Annotated in this window: 20 protein-coding genes and 3 pseudogenes; 16 read left to right on the plus strand and 7 right to left on the minus strand. The window is 72.0% G+C overall.

Translation table 11 applies throughout. The annotated features are described in order from the left end of the window. Window positions 1-55: 55 nt before the first annotated feature. Genes IF73_RS0105985 through IF73_RS0105995 form a run of 3 tightly spaced genes read right to left on the minus strand, consistent with a single transcriptional unit; the run spans window position 56 to window position 3,982 of the window. The gene (locus IF73_RS0105985) at window positions 56-1,966 is read right to left on the minus strand and encodes an NAD(P)-binding protein (RefSeq protein ID WP_051716563.1); all 1,911 of its coding nucleotides are present in this window, start codon (window positions 1,964-1,966) and stop codon (window positions 56-58) included. A gap of 27 nt (window positions 1,967-1,993) precedes the next feature. Beyond that, complete coding sequence (locus tag IF73_RS0105990; RefSeq protein ID WP_031004229.1) at window positions 1,994-3,421, minus strand: flotillin family protein; 1,428 nt, start codon at window positions 3,419-3,421, stop codon at window positions 1,994-1,996. Between the two features lie 54 nt (window positions 3,422-3,475). Continuing rightward, window positions 3,476-3,982, minus strand: a complete 507-nt coding sequence (locus IF73_RS0105995) for a hypothetical protein (RefSeq protein ID WP_031004231.1) — start codon at window positions 3,980-3,982, stop codon at window positions 3,476-3,478. A gap of 428 nt (window positions 3,983-4,410) precedes the next feature. Here IF73_RS0105995 and IF73_RS37495 point away from each other — a divergent pair. The 3 genes and pseudogenes from IF73_RS37495 to IF73_RS41870 all read left to right on the plus strand — a co-directional run. Next, window positions 4,411-5,456, plus strand: a pseudogene (locus IF73_RS37495) (PucR family transcriptional regulator). A 178-nt stretch (window positions 5,457-5,634) separates the two neighbouring features. Then, entirely contained in the window at window positions 5,635-6,057 is a 423-nt protein-coding gene (locus tag IF73_RS0106005) for a hypothetical protein (RefSeq protein ID WP_051716564.1), read from the plus strand. A 51-nt stretch (window positions 6,058-6,108) separates the two neighbouring features. Then, a pseudogene (locus tag IF73_RS41870) lies at window positions 6,109-6,372 on the plus strand (flotillin family protein); the annotation flags it as partial. A gap of 169 nt (window positions 6,373-6,541) precedes the next feature. On the opposite strand, the gene IF73_RS0106015 reads toward IF73_RS41870, so the two are convergent. Further along, window positions 6,542-7,237, minus strand: coding sequence for an ester cyclase (locus IF73_RS0106015; RefSeq protein ID WP_031004237.1), 696 nt, complete (start codon window positions 7,235-7,237; stop codon window positions 6,542-6,544). A 231-nt stretch (window positions 7,238-7,468) separates the two neighbouring features. Here IF73_RS0106015 and IF73_RS0106020 point away from each other — a divergent pair, with 231 nt between their 5' ends. From IF73_RS0106020 to IF73_RS0106055, 8 genes are all read left to right on the plus strand, one after another. Further along, window positions 7,469-8,350 carry a sigma-70 family RNA polymerase sigma factor gene (locus IF73_RS0106020; protein ID WP_031004239.1) on the plus strand — a complete coding sequence of 294 codons (882 nt, stop codon included), beginning with the start codon at window positions 7,469-7,471 and terminating at the stop codon, window positions 8,348-8,350. Window positions 8,351-8,450: 100 nt separating this feature from the next. Beyond that, complete coding sequence (locus IF73_RS0106025; protein WP_031004242.1) at window positions 8,451-8,921, plus strand: carboxymuconolactone decarboxylase family protein; 471 nt, start codon at window positions 8,451-8,453, stop codon at window positions 8,919-8,921. A gap of 94 nt (window positions 8,922-9,015) precedes the next feature. Then, window positions 9,016-9,402 (plus strand): DoxX family protein, encoded by a 387-nt coding sequence (locus IF73_RS0106030; RefSeq protein WP_031004244.1) that lies wholly within the window; start codon window positions 9,016-9,018, stop codon window positions 9,400-9,402. Window positions 9,403-9,767: 365 nt separating this feature from the next. Continuing rightward, on the plus strand, window positions 9,768-10,094 hold the full coding sequence (locus IF73_RS0106035; protein ID WP_031004246.1) for a rhodanese-like domain-containing protein: 327 nt from the start codon (window positions 9,768-9,770) through the stop codon (window positions 10,092-10,094). A gap of 101 nt (window positions 10,095-10,195) precedes the next feature. Continuing rightward, the gene (locus IF73_RS0106040) at window positions 10,196-11,584 is read left to right on the plus strand and encodes a rhodanese-like domain-containing protein (RefSeq protein WP_031004248.1); all 1,389 of its coding nucleotides are present in this window, start codon (window positions 10,196-10,198) and stop codon (window positions 11,582-11,584) included. A 146-nt stretch (window positions 11,585-11,730) separates the two neighbouring features. Then, window positions 11,731-12,315 carry a rhodanese-like domain-containing protein gene (locus IF73_RS0106045; protein WP_031004250.1) on the plus strand — a complete coding sequence of 195 codons (585 nt, stop codon included), beginning with the start codon at window positions 11,731-11,733 and terminating at the stop codon, window positions 12,313-12,315. Further along, a complete protein-coding gene (locus tag IF73_RS0106050; protein ID WP_051716565.1) occupies window positions 12,312-13,208 on the plus strand; it encodes a sulfite exporter TauE/SafE family protein in 897 nt (298 codons plus the stop codon). Before IF73_RS0106045 ends, IF73_RS0106050 begins: the two co-directional genes overlap by 4 nt. Window positions 13,209-13,263: 55 nt before the next feature. Continuing rightward, the gene (locus IF73_RS0106055; protein ID WP_031004254.1) at window positions 13,264-13,530 is read left to right on the plus strand and encodes a metal-sensitive transcriptional regulator; all 267 of its coding nucleotides are present in this window, start codon (window positions 13,264-13,266) and stop codon (window positions 13,528-13,530) included. Between the two features lie 642 nt (window positions 13,531-14,172). Here IF73_RS0106055 and IF73_RS0106070 read toward each other — a convergent pair. Then, on the minus strand, window positions 14,173-15,456 hold the full coding sequence (locus IF73_RS0106070) for an MFS transporter (protein WP_031004256.1): 1,284 nt from the start codon (window positions 15,454-15,456) through the stop codon (window positions 14,173-14,175). Continuing rightward, the gene (locus IF73_RS0106075; protein ID WP_031004258.1) at window positions 15,453-16,832 is read right to left on the minus strand and encodes an MBL fold metallo-hydrolase; all 1,380 of its coding nucleotides are present in this window, start codon (window positions 16,830-16,832) and stop codon (window positions 15,453-15,455) included. The genes IF73_RS0106070 and IF73_RS0106075 overlap by 4 nt, the downstream gene beginning before the upstream one ends. Before the next feature lie 90 nt (window positions 16,833-16,922). Here IF73_RS0106075 and IF73_RS0106080 point away from each other — a divergent pair, with 90 nt between their 5' ends. The 4 genes and pseudogenes from IF73_RS0106080 (at window position 16,923) to IF73_RS40295 (ending at window position 18,464) form a co-directional block, all read left to right on the plus strand. After that, window positions 16,923-17,600, plus strand: a complete 678-nt coding sequence (locus tag IF73_RS0106080; protein WP_031004260.1) for an ArsR/SmtB family transcription factor — start codon at window positions 16,923-16,925, stop codon at window positions 17,598-17,600. Between the two features lie 23 nt (window positions 17,601-17,623). Further along, complete coding sequence (locus IF73_RS41875; protein WP_051716566.1) at window positions 17,624-17,944, plus strand: hypothetical protein; 321 nt, start codon at window positions 17,624-17,626, stop codon at window positions 17,942-17,944. Continuing rightward, window positions 17,941-18,165, plus strand: a pseudogene (locus IF73_RS41880) (aminotransferase class V-fold PLP-dependent enzyme); the annotation flags it as partial. The gene IF73_RS41875 and the pseudogene IF73_RS41880, both read left to right, overlap by 4 nt. Window positions 18,166-18,362: 197 nt before the next feature. Further along, a complete protein-coding gene (locus IF73_RS40295; RefSeq protein WP_234338172.1) occupies window positions 18,363-18,464 on the plus strand; it encodes a DUF1345 domain-containing protein in 102 nt (33 codons plus the stop codon). Between the two features lie 85 nt (window positions 18,465-18,549). Here IF73_RS40295 and IF73_RS0106090 read toward each other — a convergent pair whose 3' ends face one another. Beyond that, window positions 18,550-19,611: a zinc-binding dehydrogenase gene (locus tag IF73_RS0106090; protein WP_031004262.1), complete on the minus strand. Its 1,062-nt coding sequence runs from the start codon at window positions 19,609-19,611 to the stop codon at window positions 18,550-18,552. Between the two features lie 252 nt (window positions 19,612-19,863). On the opposite strand from IF73_RS0106090, the gene IF73_RS0106095 reads away from it, so the two are divergent. Next, window positions 19,864-23,079: a bifunctional cytochrome P450/NADPH--P450 reductase gene (locus IF73_RS0106095; RefSeq protein WP_031004264.1), complete on the plus strand. Its 3,216-nt coding sequence runs from the start codon at window positions 19,864-19,866 to the stop codon at window positions 23,077-23,079. The last annotated feature ends 70 nt before the right edge of the window (window positions 23,080-23,149 follow it).

Here is a 23,149-nt window from a genome sequence, read left to right on the forward strand (position 1 = left end):
ACGCCGCGGCCCACGACACCATGAGTGGGCGACCCCGGCGGCAGCCCGACGGCCGCTACCGGGGCCCGGTGCCCGCTGTATGGCCGTCCGGTGAGTTCCCGAGGAGTGCGGCGAGTCCGCGGCGGGTGGCGGCGACGACGACGCGGTCGGCGGGGTTCAGGACGTGGCCGGGGTGGAGGTCCCAGAGGAGGGACCGGTGGTCGCCGTCGTGGCCCGTGTGGGCCAGGTCGGGGGTGCGGGATTCCGGCCGTGCGGTGTCGAGGGCGAGGACGCGCCAGGCGCCGGGGCGGAAGGCTTCGGCGACGGTGCGGCCTTCGAGCTCGGGGTGGCCGGCGACGAGGAGGGCGGCGAAGAGCAGGACCTTGCGTTCGACGGAGACGGCGCCGAGGATCTGGCGGCCCATCATGGCGCCGGCGAAGGCGGGCGCGGCGAGGTGTGTGACGCTGCGGCTGCGGGTGACGGCGTCGGGGTGGGCGGAACGCAGGGTGCGGTAGACGGCGGCGGCGAAGTCGTCGTCGTACAGCCGGAGCGCGACGCGGAGGTCGTTCCTGAGGCTGCGGGCGGCGAGGGTCGCCTCCAGGTTGGTGGTGTCCGAGCTGGTCAGGGCGAGCAGCGCGTCGGCCCGGTGGACGCGGGCCGCGTCGAGCACGCCGTCCTCGGTGACGTCGCCGAGGACCACGGGGACGCCGAGGTCGCGCGCGAGCGGGACGCCGCGGGCGTCGGGGTCCTGCTCCACGCAGACGACGGGGATGTCGAGCTCCCGCAGCCGGGCGAGGACGCGGGCGCCGACCTTGCCGAGGCCGAGGAGCACGATGTGCCCGGACAGACCGTGCGGCGGGCGGCGCAGCGCGCCGGTCGCGCGGAAGACGCCGAGTGCTTCCAGGCCGCCGGCGACGAGGAGGGGGAGCAGGGCGAGACCGACCAGGCCGGAGAGCAGCTGGAGGACCTGCCGGGTGGGGGACTCCTCGAGAGCGGGGTCGTTGATCGAGAAGAGGTCGAGCAGCGTCAGGTACGCGGCGTGGACGGGGTCGGCGTCGGTCAGCGCGGCCGTGGTGGCCGTGAGGGCGAGCACCGCGGCGGCGATGCCGGCGAGCGACCAGCGCAGGCGGGCGGAGAACACCTCCCCGAGCGGGGCGCCGCGCCGGGCGAGGCGGCGGGGCGGGAGCGCGGGCCCCGCGCGCCGGACGGCTTCGAGGACGACGGTGCCGCGGCCCGCTGAGCCCCGGACGGCCCGGTCGTCGGGCAGGAGCTCGGGACCCTGTGCGCCGCTCGCGTCCGAGCCCTCGCTGCCGACCGGGTCGTTGGTGGTGGACGAGAGCAGCGCCAGGGTGCACAGCCCCGGGTCGGGGACTTCGCCCCGGTCGGGTGCGGGGCGTTCGGCGGCGCGCAGCAGCAGCCCGTCGGCCTGCACGACCTTGTTGGTGTCGGCGATCGCCGTGGCCACGAGCGCCGGGGCGGCGGTGTCCGCGTCGGAGAGGACGGTCGTGGACGCGTCGAGGACGCTGCGGTCGCCGCCGGGCGCGGCCACGAGGGCGGCCTGGTCGAGGAGTTCCTCCAGGTGGTGGCCGAGCTTGCGGTTGTACATGCGGACGACCAGGCGCAGTCCCGGGTTGAGCCGCCGCGCGGTGAGCGCGGCCCGAAGGTTCGTCTCGTCGTCCTCGTACAGCAGGGCCAGTGCGGCGGCGCCGTCCACGTCGGCACGGAGAAGTGCCGCTGTGGTGGGGGACGGTGCCGTTTCCACGTGCAGGGGAGGGACGGCGGCCCCACTGACGGGGTCGGGCTCGGCCGTGCTCCGGCCGGCCGCCTGCTCCTCCGCCTCGTCGGCGGGGGTCACGAGGACCACCCGTCGGCGGTACACCTCGCGCAGCTCGACCGCGAGCCGGCGTGCCAGCCCGTCGTCACCGCAGACCACCATGTGCCCGACGGCGCCCGGCGGCGTCCGCCCCTGGCTCGGCACCCCGACCATGTCCCACCCCCCCGCCGGACCGGTCTGTCACTCGGTGATCTCGACCGGTGTGCCGGGAGCCGCGGGAGCCGCGGCTTCGGGTGCCGGCGTCTTCCGGGCGATGCCCTGGAGGAGCGAGGCGAGGTCCATGCCCGTCGCGGAGGAGAGCAGTTCCATGCCCTGGGTGACGTTGTCCGTGACGGTGCGGGTCAGCCGGCTCGCTCCGTCGGTGGAGATGACGGTCATCTTGTCGACGGCGGCGAGCGGTTCGGCGGCCTTGGCGACGACCTGGGGCAGGACCTCGACGAGCATCTGCAGGACGGCGGCGTCGCCGTACCCCGCGAAGGCGTCGGCCTTCTGCCGCATGGCCTCGGCCTCCGCCGCGCCCCTGGCGCCGATGGCGGCGGCCTCGGCCTCGCCCTCGATGCGTACGGCCTCGGCGAGCGCGGCGCGCTGGGCCTTCTCGCCCTCACCGGTGAGCCTGGCGCGCTCGGCGGCGGCCTCGGCCTCCTTCACCAGGGCGATGCGGCGGGCCTCGGCCTCCTGCTCGGCCTGGTAGCGGGCGGCGTCGGCGGGCTTGCGGACCTGGGTGTCGAGCTGGCGGTCTGTCAGAGCGGCCTGACGGGCCGCCACCTTCTCCTGCTCGGAGAGGATGTCCTGCTGACGCGCGGCTTCGGCGAGCGGTCCCGCGGCGTTGGCCTGGGCGGCGGCCTCGTCGGTCTGGGCCTTGATCTCGGCCTGCTTCAGGTAGAGGGTCCGCTGGGCGATCGCGATCTCCTCCTCGGCCTTCAGCCGGGCCTGTTCGGCGGCGCGCCGGGCGACGGCCTCGGCGATGTCGGCCTCCTGCTTGGCGCGGGCGGCCTCGGGCCGGCCCAGGTCCTCCAGGTAGGAGCCCTCGGTGGTGATGTCCTGGATCTGGAAGGCGTCGAGGACGAGGCCCTGCCCGGACAGGCTCGCCTCGGCCTCCTCGGCGACCTGCCCGGCGAAGGCGGCCCGGTCGCGGATGATGTCCTCGACCGACATCCGGCCGACGATCGACCGCAGTGCGCCGGACAGCACTTCCTGCGTGAAGCCGACGATGCCGTCCTGCTGCATCAGGAAGCGCTGGGCGGCGGCCCGGATGGAGTCCTCGGTGCCGCCGACCTTGACGATCGCGACGCCTTCCAGGTTCGCCTTCACACCGCGCAGGGTGACGGCGCCGCGTACGGCCACGGGAATGTGCCGGCTGGACAGGTCGAGGCTGAACTTCTGCTGCACGAACGGCACGACGAAGACCCCGCCGCCGACCACGACCTTCTGGCCGCTGTTGTCCGTGTACTCCCGCCCGGTGGCCGGGTCGGTGGTCTTCTTGCCGCGCCGGCCGGTGATGATGAACGCCTCGCTGGGCCCGGCGACCTTGTAGCGCGTGACGACGACGAGGCCGAGCAGGACGACCAGGACGACGATGCCCACCACGGAGGTGAGGACAGGGCTCATGACGAAACCCCCTTCGATCGGTACGAACGATGAAGAACAGCAGCCGACCCGCGGTCAGCGTTCGACGGGGCGGACGGTCACCGACGTCGGCGAGAGCACGGACTCGACCCACACCTCGGTGCCGCGTGCGACGGGCGCGTCGGCCTTCGCCGCGTACTTCACCGGCTGACCCGCGAGACGCAGCAGCACCTCGCCGTAACCGGCCGCCGGGATCGCCGTCACCACCGCACCCGATGTCCCCGTCAGGTCCTCGCCCCGCGGTGCGGGCGCGGCACCGTCGCGCATCAGCACCCGGCTGAACCGCCAGGTCACCCATCCCACGACGCCCCCCGCGACCACGCCCGCACCGGTGGCGACCCCCGCCCCCGCACCGGTGGTGCCGAGCACGAGCGCCCCCGTGAAACCGAGGGCCGACACGAACCCGGCGATCACCGGCAGCGACAGAAACCCGTCCAGCCCCCCGCCGAACCCGTCGAAGACCCCCTCCCACACCCCGTCGAAGACCAGGGCCAGGACCAGCAGCACCAGACCGCCGATGCCGAGACCGAGAAACCAGACCATGTCCCCGCTCCCTCGGCTGCCGGGCTCCCTCTGCCGTCCCGGCCATCGTGGCACCGAACCGCACATGCGTTCACTGCCGGACCTCGGCAGTCTTTACGCCCCCTTCATGCCGTGATCGTGAGGACGGCATGAAGGGGGCGCATGGTGAGGCAGGAACGGCTCGTGGGGCGCCCGCCATCGCCGGGCACACGGCGGACGACGGGGTCGGACGGGCAGGCGAGCGCGATCGCGGCGCCGAGCGTGGCCCACGACCACAGCGGGAGACCGCGCCGTCGAGGTCTTCACAGAACCGCCCTGACCAGTAGGATCGTGCGCCGGTGAGCCGGGGCCGGGGGGCTGGTCGGCCGGGGCGTGGCGCTCGTCGTCCTCTACGACTTCCTCGTCGGCCGTTCCCGGCGACGCCGACAGCGACCACCCGGGACGGGGAGATGACGGACGGAAACGTGGAGGAGTACGAGCGGCTGCTCGCCGATGTCGCGGCGAGCGGGCGGCGGCTGAACCGGGACGAGCTCGAACGTCGCAGGGAAGCGGGGGAGCGGGCCGCACGCGAGGGACTTCCTCTTCGCACCCTGATCGGCCGGCATCTGGCGGCGGTCCGCGCCGCCTGGCCCGAGCAGCCGCTGTCCCGGCGGACGGCCCTCGGCCTGCTCACCGTCGTCGAGCAGTCCGTCGACGCCTTCGCCGGCGGCTTCGAGCGCGCCCAGCGCCTGGCGGTGCGACAGGAGGAGGCCGACCGCCGGGAGTTCATCGACGATCTGCTGTACGGCCGCAGCGACATCGGGCGCATAGCCGAGAGGGCGGAACGCTTCGGTCTGCGCCTGTCGCAGGCGCACGCGGTCGCCGTCGCCCGCAGTCGTACAGCGAGGCCGACCCGGTTCCGCAGCAGGTCGAGCGGTCGCTGATCGGCAGGTTCGGCGACCGGCACATCCTGCTCACCACGAAGGGCGGCCGGATCGTGTGCGTCGCCCCCGGTGACCAGGCCGACGTCCTGACGTACTTCGCGAAGCAGGCGTTCGCCGCCACCGGCGGCGGCCAGGTGGCGATCGGCCGCCCCCAGCCCGGGCCGCGCGGTGTCGTCCACTCCTACGAGGAGGCCCTCGGCGCCCTCGACCTCGCCGACCGCCTCGAGCTCGACGCGCCCGTGCTGCACGCCTCCGACCTCCTCGTCTACCCGGTCCTCACCCGCGACCGGCAGGCCATGGAGGACCTCGTCCGCAGCGTCCTCGGGCCCCTGACGTCGGCGCGAGGCGGCGCGGAACCCCTGCTGGACACGCTGACCGCGTTCTTCGACTCCGGAGGCGTCACCACCCAGGCCGCCCGCCACCTCAATCTGTCGGTACGAGCCGTCAGCTACCGCCTCGACCGCATCCACCGCCTCACCGGCGCCGACCCCGCCGATCCGGTCAGCCGCTACACCCTCCAGACCGCCGTCATCGGCGCCCGCCTCCTCGGCTGGCCCGCGAAGGACCTCTGAACGGACCCCGCCAGGCGGCCGCCGGCAGGGGCGCGGTTCCGGCATCAAGGAGGCGTAAAGACTGCCGGGAACCGGCAACGCGCCCGCGGGCGGCCGAGCGCCAGAATGGCTCTGGCGGCGGCGCGCCCTGTGTGCCCGGTGCCGAGTTCCGGAGGAGACGAGGGCGGGGGAGGCGGGCGTGTCCGAGTTCTTCGACGCGGCCTTCGGCTTTCCCGCCATGGTGCTGAGCGCCGCGCTCGTCACAGTCGTCGGCTTCTGGGCGCTCGTGCTCTGCCGCGTGGTCGCGCATGATGCCTTCGACGCCGACCTGGACATGGCAGCCCTGGGCTGCGGCGGCCTCCCGGCCGCGGTCGCCGGATCGGCGTTCGTCACGGTCGGGTGGGTGCTCGACATTCCCGCCACGGTGCTGCTGGACAGAGCCGATCTGCCCGGCCTGTGGTTCCTGCTTCTCTCCGTCGTGCTGCTCGCGGGGGCTCTGACCCTGTCGTGGCGGCTGACGACATGGCTGGCCGGCCGGGTGAGGAAACGGTCAGCCGCCGGCCACCGGGCCCGGCGCCATGGCACCGCGCCCGGCCCGCCCTCCACGCGCCCCGCAGCCTGAGCGGCCGCGTTCCTTCTCCTTCGACCGACACGGGGTTCCCTCACGGATGCCATCACCGTGGGCATCGGCGTGCTCGCCGCCGTGGTCCTGCGAGCAGGACAGGGCGCTGATCGTCTCCAAGGTGCGCACGGTGGACGTCACCTTCACCGGACAGGCTCGCCCTGCCGGGACGGTCTGATCTGCCGGGACACCATCCGGGCCGACATCCGGATCTCGTTCTTCGTCCGTGTGAACAAGACGGCCGCGGACGTCATCAAGGTCGCCCAGGCGATCGGCACGGCACGGCCGAGCGACCAGGCGACGCGGCGAGGTCTGCGCGTCTTCCTGGGGACGGCCTCGGTGCCGGCCGCGGTGAGCTGGAGCATCGCCGGCCCGGCGCACCTGCACGTGGGCGATCCTCGCCGCGCTGCTCGTCGCGCGCGTGACATCCAGGACGTGGCGGGGACCTGGCCTGTCGGAAGTACGGCCGTGGCCGCAGGGTCGGTCAGCCCTCCACCATGCCCAGTTGCTTCAGCAGCCCGAGGTCGTCGAAGTTCCACCAGCTCTCCGCGATCTTGCCGCCCAGACAGCGGAAGGTCGCGTGGGCCGTTCCGGAGACCTCACGGTCAGTGGCCTCCATGCCCTGGTACGCGCCCACATGGCGCCCCTTGAACGACGCCCGTACGCAGACCATGTCGCCCTCGGCGACCATGCTCTCGACCGTCGCCACCGGATCGAAGGCCGCCATGATCTCCTGGTTCTCGGCCTTGGCCTGCTCGAGGCCCACGTCGTACGAGGACAGGGAGGGGTCGTGCTCGCGGTAATCGGACGTGCAGATCGCGTCCGCCGCGTCGACGTTCTTCCCGTTGATCACGTCCTCGAAGAAGCTCCGCACCACGATCTTGTTGAGCTGTTCGTCGCGCATCACGTCCAGGTCCGTGAAGGACGGCTCGCCGTCACAGAGCGCGACCATCTCCCGAAAGATCCGGTCGGTCTCGGGCAGGTTCGAGTTCTGCATAGCCTCCTCGTACGAGGGGAACTCCACGATCTCCACGACGTGGGTGGAATCGGCGCGGTCCCTTCCCACGATCGAGTGGGTGGCCGTCCGCTTGCCCTGGGTCGCTTCGACCCAGGCGTCCATCAGCCTGTTCAACTCATCGGCCCGGCTCGTCTTGCAGTCGATGACCTGTACGAACGTCATCACGTCTCCCGTCGTCCGAAGCGGCCCGGGACAATTCCAGCGTAGGCCCGGCGCGCGACCTGCGCCCAGCCGTTCCCCTGCCGTGAAGGCACCAGACCCGCCCGCTGCCGGGTGCGCCCGCCCCGGCCACGGTCGGACTCCGTGCTGCCATGGCCCGCACACCGAACGGTTACCTCGGCGCCTCCGGGGCCGTCATGATCATGACGGAGTCAGCGCAGGGAAGGTGACGGCATGACCGGATGGGATCCGAACGAAGTGCTGGCGGGAGCCTTCGAGGAGCAGCGTGAGCGCTTGGTGGCAGTGGCCCACCGGATGCTCGGGTCGCGGGTGGACGCCGAGGACGCGGTGCAGGAGGCGTGGATCCGGCTGGCGCGGCAGGACGCGGCCGCGATCGACAACCTGGCCGGCTGGCTGACCACCGTGGTCGGCCGGGTCTGCATCGATGTGCTGCGCTCGCGCAAGAACAGGCCCGAGCACTCGTACGACGACCGGCTGCCCGAGTTGGTGGTGACCGTGGACGGCGGGGCGGCGCCCGAGGACGACGCGATGCTCGCCGAATCGGTCGGGCTGGCGCTGCTGGTGGTACTCGACACCCTCACGCCCACCGAGCGGCTGGCGTTCGTGCTGCATGACATGTTCGCGGTGCCGTTCGCCGAGATCGGTGAGATCGTCGGCCGGTCCGCCGACGCGACCAAGATGCTCGCCAGCCGGGCCCGCCGGAAGGTGCGGGCTACCTCCCTGCCGGAGGAGGAGCCGCGGCGGCAGCGCGCGGTGGTCGACGCGTTTCTTGCCGCGGCGCGGAACGGGGACTTCGAAGGGCTCGTACTGCTGCTCGATCCGCAGGTGACCTGGCGCACGTACCACCCGCAGGGCGTGACGACCACGGTCGGGGCGGCCGAGGTGGCCGAACCGGTCCTGCGCGGCGCCCGGTCGATGACCTCGGTGCTTCCGGTCCTGGTCGACGGCAAGCCCGGGTTCGTGGCCTGGGGCGCGAAGGGCAGGGTGCTCGGCGTGGTGGCGTGCACCGTGGTCGACGGCAGGATCGCGGAGCTCCTGACGGTGAGCGACCGCAAGCGCCTCGACGCCATGGGGCTGCCGGAGCGGCCCGAGTAGCGCACGTCGAGCCGTCAGGCTCATGGGGTTGCGGGTTGTTACCTCTCGGCCGACCCCTTCGTCGTAGGGGTGCAAGCACCCGAAGACGAAGGAGTCCGAGATGGAAACCCGGATCAACCCCATGAGCAACGAGGTCGGGTCGAAGTGGGCCAGGCACATCATCTCGTCGAACAAGGTCATCACCGACTCGGGACTGCCGAAGGCGGTGCAGGAGCTGGTGAAGATCCGCGCGAGCCAGATCAACGGCTGCGGCGGCTGTCTCGACATGCACACCAAGGACGCCGCGGCCGCCGGTGAGAGCGCGGTGCGGATCCACCTGGTCGGGGCGTGGCGGGAGACGACCGTCTACACCGAGGCGGAGCGGGCGGCGCTGGAGCTCACCGAGCAGGGCACCCGTCTCGCCGACTCCAGCGGCGTCAGCGACGAGGCGTGGGCGAACGCGGCGAAGCACTACGACGAGGGTCAGCTGATGGCCCTGGTGGCACTGATCTGTGTGATCAACGCCTTCAACCGGCTGAACGTGATCACCCGGACGCCCGGCGGCGATTACCAGCCCGGACAGTTCGGCTGACGCGGACGCTCCCGCTCAGGTTCTCACGCTCCCGGGCGGACCCGTGACGACCCCGGGTCCGCCCCCCCCGGACATGTCGCCAAGGACAGGACTCATGAACACCGCACTGTGGATCGTCACCGGCCTGCTGACCGCCGTCTACCTCTTCTCCGGCTTCGGGAAGCTGTTCGTCCCGCGGGAGAAGATGGCCTCGATGTCCCACGCCGCTCGCTGGGTCCTCGACTTCAGAACCGGCACCCTCAAGGCCATCGGAGCACTCGAGATCCTCGGCGCCGTGGGCCTCGTCCTGCCCGCCGTGCTCGGCATCGCGCCGATACTCGTACCGCTGGCGGCCGGCGGCCTGGCGCTGATCATGACCGGCGCCACGATCGTGCGGATCCGCCGTGGGGAGACCAGAGCCGCGCTGGGGGACGTGGCGTACCTCGCCCTGGCCGCCTTCGTGGCGATCGGCCGCTTCGCACGGGAACCCTTCACCGGCTGACCGGCCGTTACGGGGCACCGATGGTCGCTTCCCGCGCTGATGCCGGGCGGCAGTCCCGGCGTGACGACGATCACGAGCGCACCTGACCGTCCAGCCCGGAAGTCGATCAGCACGATCTCCGGGCCCGTGACCGTGCTCTCGAAGTCTTCCTTGGTCGGCTCGACGGCGGGCGTGGGTTCCCCTCTCCTCCCGTATACCCGGTGGGGTATACGGGAGGTTCAGCGGGAGTAGGGGCGGGTTTGTTCCGCGCTCCCGTGATCCCTCAGCTCCTCAAATACCCAGGGGGGTATTTGACAGCCTCGGCGTGAGGCGCTTACCGTCGAACACGAAATACCCAGGGGGGTATCTGGAGGTGAATCTCGCTCATGGCTCGTGAAGTGGACCTGGATGCCTTCGCCGAGGCATGGAGTGCCGGTGCCGTGGTTCTCGACGTGCGGGAGCCGGAGGAGTATCGGGCGGCGCACGTGCCCGGTGCGCACCTCGCCCCGCTGTCGGCGCCGACCGTCGCACTGCCCCCTGTGCCCGAAGGGCAAGCGGTGTATGTGATCTGTGCGAGCGGTAACCGCAGTCAGTGGGCCGCGGACCGCCTTGCCGCCGCCGGGATGGATGCCGTTTCCGTCGCCGGCGGGACCCGGGGCTGGGCCGGCACGGGCCGCCCGGTCGTGACGGGGTCCGCCCCCGGGGCGGTCTGACCTTCCCCCGTTTCACGTGCCCGCCCCTCCGGGAGGCGGGCCACCTTTTGACCTCTCGGATACCCCCCAGGGTATCCGAGTCATCGCTTACGGAGGTTTCCGTGTTTTTCGCCCAGTACTACCTCGACTGCCTCTCGCAGGCGTCGTACATGATCGCCGACGAGACCACCGGCAAGGCGGTGGTCGTCGACCCCCGCCGGGACGTCTCGGAGTACCTGGCGGACGCCGAGGCCCGAGGCTTCACCGTGGTCGGCGTCATCAACACCCACTTCCACGCGGACTTCGTCGCCGGGCACCTCGAGATGGCGGCCGAGACCGGCGCCTGGATCGGCTACGGCCGCCGGGCCGAGACCGAGTACCCGATCCGCAAGCTTGCCGACGGCGAGACGATCAGCCTGGGCGACGTCACCCTGGAGATCATGGAGACCCCCGGGCACACCCCGGAATCGGTCAGCGTGCTGGTCTACGAGCACGGCATGGACACCGTCCCGTACGGCGTGCTGACCGGCGACGCGCTCTTCATCGGTGACGTGGGCCGCCCCGACCTGCTCGCCTCCGTCGGCGTCACCGCCGACGAACTCGGCGCCATGCTGTACGACAGCGTGCAGCACAAGCTGATGGGCCTGCCGGACGAGGTGCGGGTCTTCCCCGCGCACGGCGCCGGATCCGCCTGCGGCAAGAACCTCTCGACCGAGAAGCAGTCCACCATCGGCGAGCAGCGGGCCACCAACTACGCCTGCGCGCCCATGTCGCGGGAGGACTTCGTCGCGATCGTGACCGCCGGTCAGTCCGCGGCTCCCGGCTACTTCGTCTACGACGCGATCCTGAACCGCAGTGAGCGCCCGCTGTTCGATCCGGCCGTCGCGCCGAGGCCGCTGAGCGTCGAGGACCTCGCGGTCCTCCGGGCGTCCGGCGCCGTGGTCGTCGACGCCCGTGACCCGCAGGAGTTCGCCGCCGGACACCTGCGCGGTTCGGTGAACGTGCCGGCCGACGGCCGCTTCGCCGAGCAGTCCGGCACCGTCCTGCCCACCGACGCCGACCTGCTGGTCGTCGCCCCGCAGAACCGCGAGGAGGAGATCGTCACGCGCCTGGCCCGCATCGGCTTCGACCGCGTGGCCGGCTACCTGCGCTCCCCGGACGACGCCCTGACCGCCCTGGCCGACGAGGTCACCCCGGCCAGCCGCCTCACCGCCGCCCAGGTCCGCGCCGCCCTGGCGGGAGACAACCCGCCGGTCGTCATCGACGTCCGCACCTGCGGCGAGCGCGGAGACAACGGCTTCATCGAAGGCGCCCTGCACATCGCGCTCGGCGAGCTGCCGCACCGCCTGGACGAGATCCCGCGCGGCAGGCCGCTCGTTCTGCACTGCGCAGGCGGTCACCGCTCCTCCATCGCCGCGAGCCTGCTGCGTCACCGCGGCTTCGACGACGTCTCCGACATCCTCGGCGGCTACGCGGCCTGGGCCCTGACGGCTGTCCCCGTCGCCGTCTGATCCGCCGGACCGCATCCGCCGGCGCCCCCGCGACGGGGCCCTCGGCGCCCTGACGGGCACCGCCGGGGGTGCCTGCCCTCCCTACCCCCACCTGTACTCAGCCCCGTATTCCTGTCCGGGGTCGATCCACCACGACGGAGTTCTTCATGACCATCGACGTCTCCCGCGCCACCGGCCTCACCCCCACCGCCCTGCAGCACCTGGTCGACAGCGGACGCGCTCCCCGCGTTCTGGACGTGCGCACTCCCGGCGAGTTCCGGACGGTCCACATCCCCGGTTCCTACAACGTCCCGCTGGACACCCTGCGCGAGCACCGCGCCGAACTCCTCACCCACCTCGACGAGGGCGTGGTCCTCGTCTGCCGCTCCGGGGCACGCGCCGCCCAGGCCGAGCAGGCCCTCTCCGAGGCCGGCCTGCCCAACCTGCGTGTCCTGGACGGCGGCATGATGGCCTGGGAGGCCGCCGGGGCCCCGGTCAACCGGGGCGAGGCCCGCTGGGACATCGAGCGGCAGGTCCGCCTGGTCGCCGGATCGATCGTCCTGGCCACCGGCCTCGTCGGGGTCCTGGTGCCCGGTGTCCATCTGATCGGTACGGCGATCGGCGCCGGCCTGACGTACGCGGCGCTCAGCAATTCCTGCATGATGGGCGTCCTCCTCTCGAAGCTGCCCTACAACCGTGGTCCGCGCACCGACATCCGTACCGTGATCGCCTCCCTGCGGGATCGCTCGTGATCACCCTCGTCCTCGTGGCGTCCGTCCTCATCGGCGTCAGTCTCGGCGTCCTGGGCGGCGGTGGTTCCATCCTGACCGTGCCGATCCTGGTCTACCTGGCCGGTCAGGACACCAAGGAGGCCATCGCGACCTCCCTGTTCGTCGTCGGCGTGACCAGCCTGGTCGGGCTCGTCCCGCACGCCCGTGCCGGCCGGGTGCGCTGGCGCACCGGGCTGATCTTCGGCGCGGTCAGCATGGTCGGCGCCTACGGCGGCGGACGCCTCGCCGAGTACATCCCCGGCACCGCCCTGCTCATCGCCTTCGCGCTCATGATGCTCGCCACCGCCTTCGCCATGCTCCGCAGGTCCCGCAAGGCGAAGGCGGCCAAGCCTGCTCACGCCGAGCTGCCCGTCAAGCACGTGATCGCCGAGGGCCTCGTCGTCGGCGCTGTCACCGGCCTGGTCGGCTCCGGCGGCGGATTCCTCGTCGTACCCGCCCTCGCCCTGCTCGGCGGACTGCCCATGAGCGTCGCCGTCGGCACCTCACTCCTGGTCATCGCCATGAAGTCCTTCTCCGGACTCGCCGGCCACCTCGCCGACGTCCAGATCGACTGGAACCTCGCCCTGATGGTCACCGCCGCGGCCGTCGTCGGCAGCCTGATCGGCGGCCGCTTCGCCGGACGCGTCCCCCAGGACGCCCTGCGCACGGCGTTCGGCTGGTTCGTCGTGGTCATGGGCGTCTTCGTCCTCAGCCGGCAACTGCCCGCCGTGATCTGGGTCAGCCCGCTGACCTGGGTCGGCGTCGGTCTCGCGGTGACGACCACCGTGATCTGGGGCATAGTGCGGGCGCGCCGCCCGCGGGCCGCCATGGACGCACCCCAGGTAGGCTCCAGGGAATCGGCCGCGCACCTCTAGCGTTATACCCCAAGGGGTATTCTTGAGTCGATGGTCGGTGAGAAGGAGGAACCCGGTGAAGGTGGAAGAAGAGGCGGCGACCGCGGTCCTCAACCGGCTGCGGCGCGCTCAAGGGCAGCTCGCGGGCGTCATCGCCATGATCGAGGCCGGCCGCGACTGCAAGGACGTCGTCACGCAGCTCGCCGCCGTCTCCCGCGCCCTCGACCGGGCGGGCTTCAAGATCGTCGCGAGCGGGATGCGCCAGTGCCTGGCCGAAAGCGAGGAAGGTGCGCCCCCCATGAGCGAGCAGGAACTGGAGAAGCTCTTCCTCACGCTCGCGTGACACACGACGGCGGCCGGCGGACATCCGCCGGCCGCCGTCGTGTGTCACGCGAGCGCCGACCAGCAGAGCGAGGGCTGCTGCAGCGCCCCGGAGCCCGCGCTCACGCAGCTCGGCAGCACGAGCTGAGGACTGTGCCGCTCGCCGTACCTTTCGTCGTGCAATCGCAGTCCGGGCCGCACGCCCCGCCCGGGCGGGAGCGGACAGGGCCGGGCCGTGTGGTCGCCGGCCAGAGGGCCGGAGAAGGTTCGCCGCTCCGCGCCCCTGCCGTCGGGGTGCCGGATCCGGTCCGCGATCAGCACCGGCATCCGCGTTCGTACGGAGGCGCACACGCCTTCCTCACGGAGGTCGAGGAGCTCGCGGATCCCGTCGTCAGGCCCGGCGGTTTCACCGAGGAGATGAAGGCCAGTCGGTCCACCGCGTCCTCGCCGTACACCCGGTAGCCGGACCGCAACACAGTGGGCGCAGGCGGGCTGGGCATCGTCGGCCAGGCCGCCTCGCTGTGACCAGCTGGGCGGACGGCTGATCGCGGCTCTTGCGGCTGCGTGCCAGGGTGCCGGGCCGTGGCAGTTTCGGGCGGGTGTTCCCGGGCCGTTGATCGGACGTGGGGCCGGAGTCGCTCGCCGTCGCGGGCCCGGTCGCCGGTCAACGGGTGTCGGGGCGGTGTTCGGTGATCCAGCGGGCGGCGAGGAGGCCGGAGGCCGCGGTGAGGACGGCGGCGGCGATGACGGTGGCGTTCAGGCCGAGCCAGTCGGCCAGGATCCCGGCGACCAGAGCGCCGACGGCGTAGCCGATGTCGCGCCAGAACCGATAGGTGCCCAGGGCGTTGGCGCGCCATGCGGGGTGGGCGTGGTCGGATATGGAGGCGATGAGGGCCGGGTAGACCATGGCGGTGCCGAGGCCCAGGAAGACCGCGGAGAGGACTCCGGCGAGCAGGGGGCTGTCGAGCAGGGCGAGAGCGACGACGAACCCGACCGCCTGGACGAGCATGCCCGTGACGATCAGCGGTTTGCGGCCGATGCGGTCGGCGAGGTGGCCGGTGGGGATCTGGCCGATGCCCCACAGGATCGGGTAGAGGCCCTTGATGAGGCCGACGGCGGCCAGACCCAGGCCGTGGTCCGTGAAGAGCAGGGGGAAGACGCCCCAGGTGAGGCCGTCGTTGAGGTTGTTGACCAGGCCGGCCTGGCTGGCGCCGCGCAGGGAGCGGTTGTGCCAGGACGTACGGATGAACGTGGCCTTCAGGCCCGTGTCCTCGTCGCTGGGCAGCGGCTTGGAGTGCTGGGCGAGTTCGAGGGCGACGTGCGCGGCTGTGTCGCGGACGACCAGGGCGAGGGCCAGTCCGGCGACGACGAACACGACGCCGATCAACTCCGGGACCGGGCGCAGGCCGTAGGACGTCGCGAGGTATCCGGTGAGCAGGGCGGTGACGCCGACGGCGGTGTATCCGGCGGCCTCGTTCAGGCCGGTCGCGAGTCCGCGGCGGGACGGGCCGACCAGGTCGATCTTCATGTTGACGGTCATCGACCAGGTCAGGCCCTGGTTGAGGCCGAGCAGCACGTTGGCCGCGACGATCCAGCCCCATGACGGCGCCCAGGCGAGAACGAAGGGGACGGGTATGCCGATCAGCCAGCCGGTGACGAGGAGTTGCTTGCGGCGGAAGCGGGCGGTCAGCGCACCGGCGGCCAGGTTGGTGACGGCCTTGGTGACGCCGAAGGCGATGATGAAGGAGAAGACGGCCAGGTCGCTGGTGAGTCCGAAGGTCTCGGACCCGATGAGCGGAACGGTGGTGCGTTCGAGGCCGACGAGTCCGCCGACGCAGACGTTGACGATGACGAGCAGGGTGAACTGCAGCCGGTTCTCGCGCAGGCCGAGGCGGACGGGCCGCCCGTGTGCGTCGGTCGGTGACGTGGTCGAAGGGGGGGCGTTCACGCGGGCGTGCCCTCGGTTCCCTGGACGAGCTTCTGTTCGTGCGCGGCGGCGTAGTCGCTCGGTCCGCCGTCGAGGACGGCGATGCCGGTGCGGCCGGCGCGCTCCAGGAGACTCGCCGCGGTCATGGCCCGCTCACCGTGACCGCAGGCCACGACCGCGCCCGCGGGGGCGTCGGCGGCATGAGCGGGGAGCATGCCGAGTTCGATGCCGAGGGCGCCGGGGACGTGTCCGGCCGCGAACTCCGATTCCTGCCGCACGTCGACGTACGGGCGGTTCGCGGCCCTTTCGGCGGTGACGAACTCGGTGGTGGTCTGCGGGTTTCCGGCCGCCGTCCAGCTCGCCATGCCACCGGAGAGACGGCCTGCGAGCCGCTCGTACCCGATCTTGTACGACTGCCAGACGACCTCCGACAGGTCCTGGTCGTCGTTGGTGACGAACGCGAGCGGGGCGGTGTCGGGCAGGAGCCAGCCCAGCCAGGTCGCGAACTGGCCGCGCAGCGGGATCGACAGGGAGCCGGGGATGTGGCCGGCCGCGTAGTCGGCCGCCGGGCGGGCGTCGACGACATGGCCGCCGTCCGCGAGCAGGGTGCGTACCTGGTCGGCCGTCAGGCCGGGCAGTGCGGGTGAGGTGGCGAGGACGGCCGGGCCGCGCCGGTTGGCCTCGGAGAGGCGGTCGAAGTAGGCCGGGCACGAACCGAGGCTCGCGAGAAGCTGTCGTACGAAGGTGTCCTCGTCCGGGGCGGCGAGGAGCGGGTTGGTCTGCTTCTGGTCGCCGATGGTGCTGGTGCGTTCGGCCCCGGGTGGGGCGGAGCAGAACGAGCCGGCGCCGTGGGTCGGCCACACGGAGGTCGGGTCCGGCAGCTCGGTGAGGCGGCGAAGGGAGCGGTACTGGGCGCGGGCCAGCTCCTCGGCGCGGTCGGCGCCGAGCAGGTCGGTGCGTGCCGCGGAGTCGACGATCATCGAGCCGCCGGTGAAGACTCCCAGCTCCCGGCTGCCGTCGAGGAGGAGGAAGGAGAGGTGTTCGTCGGTGTGGCCCGGCGTGGCGAGGGCCCGCAGCGTGAGGCCGCCCAGGTCGACCTCGTCGCCGTCGCCGAGGCCCCGGTGCTCGAAGGCACGCTGCCCTGCCGCGGAGGCCAGGACGATCGCGTCGTCGTCGTGGGCGAGCTGGAGCGCGCCGGAGAGGAAGTCGGCGTGCAGGTGGGTGTCGGCGGCGAACGCGACGCGCAGTCCGCGCCGCGCGGCGGCCGCCTTCAGGGCCCGCAGGTCCCGGCTCGCGTCCACGGCGAGCGCGCGGCCGTCACCGAGGTCGACGAGGTAGGCGCTGTTGCCCAGGCCCTGGTCGACCAGCGGAATCAGATGATCATCGGCGAAGCCCATGGTTCTCTGTCCTTCCCTAGCTGACTGCCGGGCGGAGTGCGATGCCGCCGGACTTCATTTACAGTAATCCATAGATATTTGGAGGAAGCAATGCGGGAAGCCACCACCAGCGTCAGGAAGTCCGCCCTCTACGACGCCTTCGCGACCAGCGGCAAGGCGCTGGCCAGTGGAAAGCGCCTCGAACTGCTCGATCTACTGGCCCAGGGCGAGCGCACCGTCGACGCGCTCGCCAAGGCGTCCGGGCTGAACCTGACCACGGCCTCCGCCCATCTGCAGACGCTCAAGCAGGCCGGGTTCGTCGCCACCCGACGCGAGGGTGTCCGCATCCACTACCGGCTCGCCGGAGACGACGTCGCCCGGCTTCTCGTCCTCCTGCGGAAGGTGGCCGACCGCCACCAGGCCGCCGTCCCTGCAGCCCGGGACGCCTACCTGGGCGACGACGCGGCGGCCGAGGTCAGCCATGAGGAACTGCGCGCCCGCGTCGCCGCCGGGGGAGTGACGGTGCTCGACGTCCGGCCGGTGGAGGAGTACCGGGCCGGGCACATCCCCGGCGCGCTCAGCATCCCGGTCGCGGAGCTGACGGACCGCATCGGAGAACTGCCCGAGGGCGAGGAGATCATCGTCTACTGCCGGGGCGAGTACTGCGCCCTGGCCTACGACGCCGTACGGCTGCTGACCCTTCGTGGACGCCGGGCGATCCGGCTCCACGACGGCATCGTGGAGTGGCGCCTGGCCGACCTGCCTGTCGACACGGCGGACCTCACGTGAGCGCCGCGCCCGGAGGACCTGACGTGCTCCCCGCGATCGGCGGTATCCCGCCGCACCCGGCACTCGCCCGTGGGCCCGTCTCTCTCGACTGCGACGCCACCACGCCCGTGGACCCGCGGGTCGCCGAGGCGATGCTGCCGCACCTGCCCGACTTCCTTGCCAACCCCTCCAGCAGCCCCCTTCTCCGAGGCGCCGCGTCAAGCGCTCGCCGAGGCCCGCACCCAGGTCGCCGGCTCCTCGGCGCCAGGCCGGGTGAGATCGTGTTCACCGCCTCGGGCTCCGAGACCGACCTGCTCGCGCTGCGCGGCGCGGTCATGGCCTCCGGCCGGTGCGCCCGCACATGACCACCCAGGCGTCCGAGCACCCGGCGGTCCTGGAGGCCTGTCGCGCCCTGGAACGCCTGCACGGAGCGCGCGTGACCGTGCTGCCCGTCGACGGGCACGGCCTCGTCGACCCCGCAGCACTGGCCGATGCCCTCACCGACGACACGGTCCTGGTGTCGGTGAGGGCCGCGAGCAACGAGACCGGCGCCCTCCGACCGATCACCGAGCTCGTCGCCCTCGCGCACGAGCACGGGGCCCTGTTCCACTGCGACGCAGCCCAGGCCGTGGGCAGGATCCCGATCGGTGGCCCTCGGCGCCGCCGCCCGTATCGCGACCGAGGAGCTCAACGCCGGGGCCCCGGCTCGCGTCGCCGCCCTGCGCGACGACCTCCACGCGCGACTCGTCGCAGCCTTCCCCGGACGCGTGCACCTCGCGGGAGATGCGCCGGACGGTGGCGGCCAACGCGACCATCGCGTTCGTCTTCAACACGGTGATCGTGGCCGGCATGGTCGCGGCGCTGGACGGTGGGCAGGGCGTCTGACGGGTGCCGTCGGTCCTCGGGCGACGGTGGGGCGGTGGCCGGTTCGTCCGCGCGTGCGGGGTGAGCCGGCCACCGCCCTGCGTGCTCAGGGGGTGAGCACGAGGCGGATCGGGTCCCCGATCTTCTTCTCCAGGCGGGCGACTGCGTCCGCGGCTTCCGCCAGCGGGACGTGGGCGCTGACGGAGGGGCCGAGGTCGATCCGTCCGGCGGCGGCCAGTCCGACGAGCTGTTCCACGTGCTCCGGCTCGGAGCCGTAGTGTCCGCGGACCTGGTTGACGTTGAAGCAGAAGCCGATGCTGTCGGCGATCGCGACCGGCTCCGGGGTGAGTCCGGCGAGGACGAGCGAACCGAAGGGACCGAGGACCGACGCCGCCTGGGCGCGGGCGGCGCCCACGCCGGCGAAGTCGAACGCGACGTCGAGGCCACGCCCGGCCGTCGCCTCCCGCACCGCCTCCGCGAAGTCCGGGGCGAGGGGGTCGAGGGCGACGTCCGCGCCGAAGGTGAGGGCCCGCTCGCGGGCCGAGGGCAGCGGGTCGATCGCGATGATCGGTGCCGCGCCGACCATCCGGGCAAGCCGCACGGCGTGGGCGCCGAGGCCGCCCGCGCCCCAGATGCCGACCGACTGGGCGGGACGGACCGCGCCGGTGCCCACGATCGCGGCGTACGGGGTGGAGACCGCGTCGGGGATGATCGCGGCCTGGTCGAAGGGCAGGTCGTCCGGGATGGGGAGCAGAGTGCCCTCACGGGCGATCGCGTACTGCGCCCAGCCGCCGTCGTAGTCCAGGCCGCGGGTGAGGGGGCGGTGGCACAGCATGCGGCGCAGGCAGCCGCCGCAGTCGCCGCAGGCCTCGCCGGCCTGGAGGACCACGCGCTGTCCGGGCGTCCAGTCGCCCTTCACGTCCGGGCCGAGGGTGTGGACGACTCCGGCGACCTCGTGGCCGAGGGTGACGGCGCCCGCCTTCGTGACGGCGTCGGTGGGGAAGAAGGGGCTCAGGCTGCCGTCGATCAGATGGATGTCGGACAGGCAGACGCCGGCGGCCCGCACCTCCACGAGGACCTCGCCCGGGCCGGGGACCGGGACCGGGACCTCTTCGACGGCGAAGGTACGGGTGTCCAGGCGCAGTCGCCCGGCCAGCATGGTGTTCATGCGGAAACCTCGATGTGTTCGGTGGAGGAAGCGCGTGCGTTGCTCAGGCGCTCGACATGGTCGACTGACCATGTCGTTTAACCGTGTCTACTGACGGTGTCATCTGTCAAGCCGCTCCCGCCGGACGTTCGCGGCATGCCCAGAGTTCCGTCCTGCGACTGTGTCGTTCAGTACAGTCATCCGACATGTTCACCCGACAAAGTCGCGTGTATGTTGGCTGGTGACTGCTGGAGTGCAACGAAAGGCACGCTCATGACTCAGGTGTCCGTAGGCGCGGCGCGGGCGATCCCCGAGCGCCCCCCGCTGCCCCTCGTAGGCCACGCGTTCAACGTTCCGGCGGGCGCGGACTTCCTGGCCTACCTGCTGAAGGAGTTCAGGGAATTCGGGCCCGTGTACCGGCTGCGGCTCTTCGGGAGGGACACCGTCATGGTCGGCGGTCTGGACCTCGTGACCGAGCTGTCGGACGAGACCCGCTTCCGCAAGCACGTGCACGCCGACCTGGTCGAGGTCCGGGCCCTGGCCGGAGACGGTCTGTTCACCGCCTACAACCACGAGCCGAACTGGCGCAAGGCCCACGACATCCTGATGCCCGCGTTCTCACTCGGCTCGATGCGCAGCTACCACGCCCCCATGCTCCAGGTCGCCCGGTCGCTGATCGGCAAGTGGGACCGGCTGGCCGGGGTGCAGTCGGTGGACGTGCCCGACGAGATGACCCGGCTGACCTTCGACACGATCGGCCTGTGCGGCTTCGGCTACGACTTCGAGTCCTTCCGCCGCGACGACCTGCACCCGTTCGTCGAGGCGATGTCCCGGGCCCTCGTCTTCGCCCAGGAGAAGGGCGAGTCCATCCCGGGCTCCGAACTGTTCAAGAGGAAGAAGGTCGAGCAGTTCCGCGCGGACGTCGACCTGATGACGGAGCTCGTCGACGACGTGATCAGGGAGCGCCGTGCCTCCGGCGACACCAGCACGGACGACCTGATGGGGCTGATGCTGCACACGAAGGACCCCGTCACCGGCGAGCTCCTGGACGACGTCAACATCCGGCACCAGGTGATCACGTTCCTGATCGCCGGCCACGAGACCACGAGCAGCGCGCTCTCCTTCGCCCTGTACTACCTGACCAAGCATCCGGAGGTGCTCGCCCGGGCCCAGGCCGAGGTGGACGCCCTGTGGGGCGACACCGAGTCCCCGGATCCCCAGTACGGCGACATCGGCAAGCTCACCTACATCCGCCAGGTGCTCAACGAGAGCCTGCGGCTGTGGCCGACGGCGCCCGCGTACGCCGTCGAGCCGATCGAGGACACCGTCATCGGCGGCAAGTACCCCGTGCGCAAGGGCGAGTCGCTGATGGTGATCGCCTCGGCCCTGCACCGTGACGCGGCCTGGGGGGAGAACGTCGAGCTGTTCGATCCCGAGCGCTTCACTCCCGAGCGGGAGGCGGCCCGTTCGGTGCACGCCTTCAAGCCGTTCGGCAGCGGTGAGCGGGCCTGCATCGGGCGCCAGTTCGCGCTGCACGAGGCCACCCTGCTGCTCGGCCTGCTGGTGCACCGCTATCGCCTGATCGACCACACCGACTACCAGATGAAGATCAAGTCGACGCTGACCATCAAGCCCGACGGGTTCAGCCTGAGGCTCGCCCGCCGCACCAGTGACGAACGGCGCCTGCCCGCCGCCGCGGCGGTGGACACCGCCGTGGGCCACACCGCGGCCGTGACGCGCCGGGCGAGCGGGACCGCGCTGACGCTGCTCCACGGCTCCAACCTCGGCACCTGCGCCGGCATCGCCCGCGACCTCGGCACGGACGGCGAGGAGCACGGCTTCGCCACGGCCGTCTCCCCCCTCGACGCGTACAGGGAGAGGCTGGCCGGCTCCGAGGGCCCCGTCGTCATCGTCGCCGCCTCCTACAACGGCCGGCCGACGGACGACGCCGCCGAGTTCGTCGCCTCCCTGGAGAACCTCGCCCCCGGCTCGCTCACCGGGCTGCGGTACGCCGTCCTCGGTGTCGGCGACCGCAACTGGGCCGCCACCTACCAGCGGATCCCCACCCTGATCGACGAGCGTCTGACCGCCGCGGGCGCCGTCCCGCTCCTGGAGCGCGGCAGCGCCGACGCCTCCGGCGACTTCGGCGGAGTGGTCGACCAGTGGACGGAAGACCTGTGGAAGGCGCTCCTGGAGGAGTACGGCGAGGCGGTCGCCGGTGAAGCGGCCGCCCCCGCACTCGATGGGGAGGGAGAAGGGCTGTACGAGCTGGAGGACACCTCGGACTCGGTCCTCGGTGGCCTCGCCGAGCGCCACGGCGTCCAGGCGATGGAGGTCCTCGAAGCGTACGAACTCGTCGACACCGACCACGAGCTGGGCCGCTCCAAGCGGTTCCTGCGACTGCGGCTGCCCGAGGGCGTCACCTACCGCACCGCCGACCACCTCGCCGTCCTGCCCAGCAACCCCGAGGGCCTCGTCCAGCGCGTGGCCGACCGCTTCGGCCTCGACCTGGACCGCACCGTCCGGCTGCGCGCCCGCCGCCGGAGCCGGGGCGCCCTGCCCGTGGACCGGCCGCTGACCCTGCGCCGCCTGCTCACCGACTTCGTCGAGCTCCAGGACGCGGCCACCCGGGAGCAGGTCGCCGTGCTCGCCGAGCACACCGAATGCCCGCCCGAGAAGCAGCCGCTCACGGCGCTCGCCACCGCCGATCCCGAGACCTTCCGGGAGCAGGTGACCGTCGCGGGGCTCAGTGTCCTGGACCTTCTGGAGCGCTACCGCGCGTGCGAGCTGCCCTTCGAGCGCTTCCTGGAGCTGCTGCCGGTCCTGCGTCCCCGGCACTACTCGATCTCGTCGTCCGCCGCGGCCCGGCCCGGCGAGGCCGACCTGATGGTGTCGCTGCTCGCAGCGCCCCACCGGTCGGGCGAGGGCACCTTCCGGGGCATCGCCTCGCACTTCCTGCAGACCGTGAACGCGGGCGACGTGATCCAGGCCCGGATCCTGCCGTGCAGCGAGTCCTTCCGCCTCCCGGAGGACACCTCCGTACCGGTGATCCTGGTCAGCGCGGGCACCGGCCTCGCGCCCTTCCGCGGCGCGGTCCTGGACCGCCACCACACGGGCTCGACCGGCACCCTGCTCTGCTACTTCGGCTGCGACCACCCGGACGTGGACTTCCTGCACCGGGAGGAGTTCGAGGCGGCCGAGGCCGCCGGCGCCGTCAGCATGCGTCCCACCTTCATGCACGCGCCCGAGAACGGCGCCCGTTTCGTCCAGGAGCGCATCGCCCGCGAGAGCGAGGAGGTGTGGTCGGTCCTGGAAGCCGGTGGGCGCGTCTACATCTGCGGCGACGGCCGTCGCATGGCACCCGCCGTACGGGAGGCGTTCATGGCGATCTACCGCGAGCGGACCGGTGAGAGCGACGAGCGGGCCGAGGCGTGGCTCGCCGCGCTCGTGGGATCCGGACGCTACGTCGAGGACGTCTGGGCCGGCTGATTCTCGCAAGGAGGAAGAAACGGTTGTGGGCGCACCTGGAAAGGTGCGCCCACAGCCGTTCTCGCGTCGT

This window comes from Streptomyces sp. NRRL F-5727, from assembly GCF_000719555.1.
In the GTDB taxonomy this organism is placed as follows: domain Bacteria; phylum Actinomycetota; class Actinomycetes; order Streptomycetales; family Streptomycetaceae; genus Streptomyces.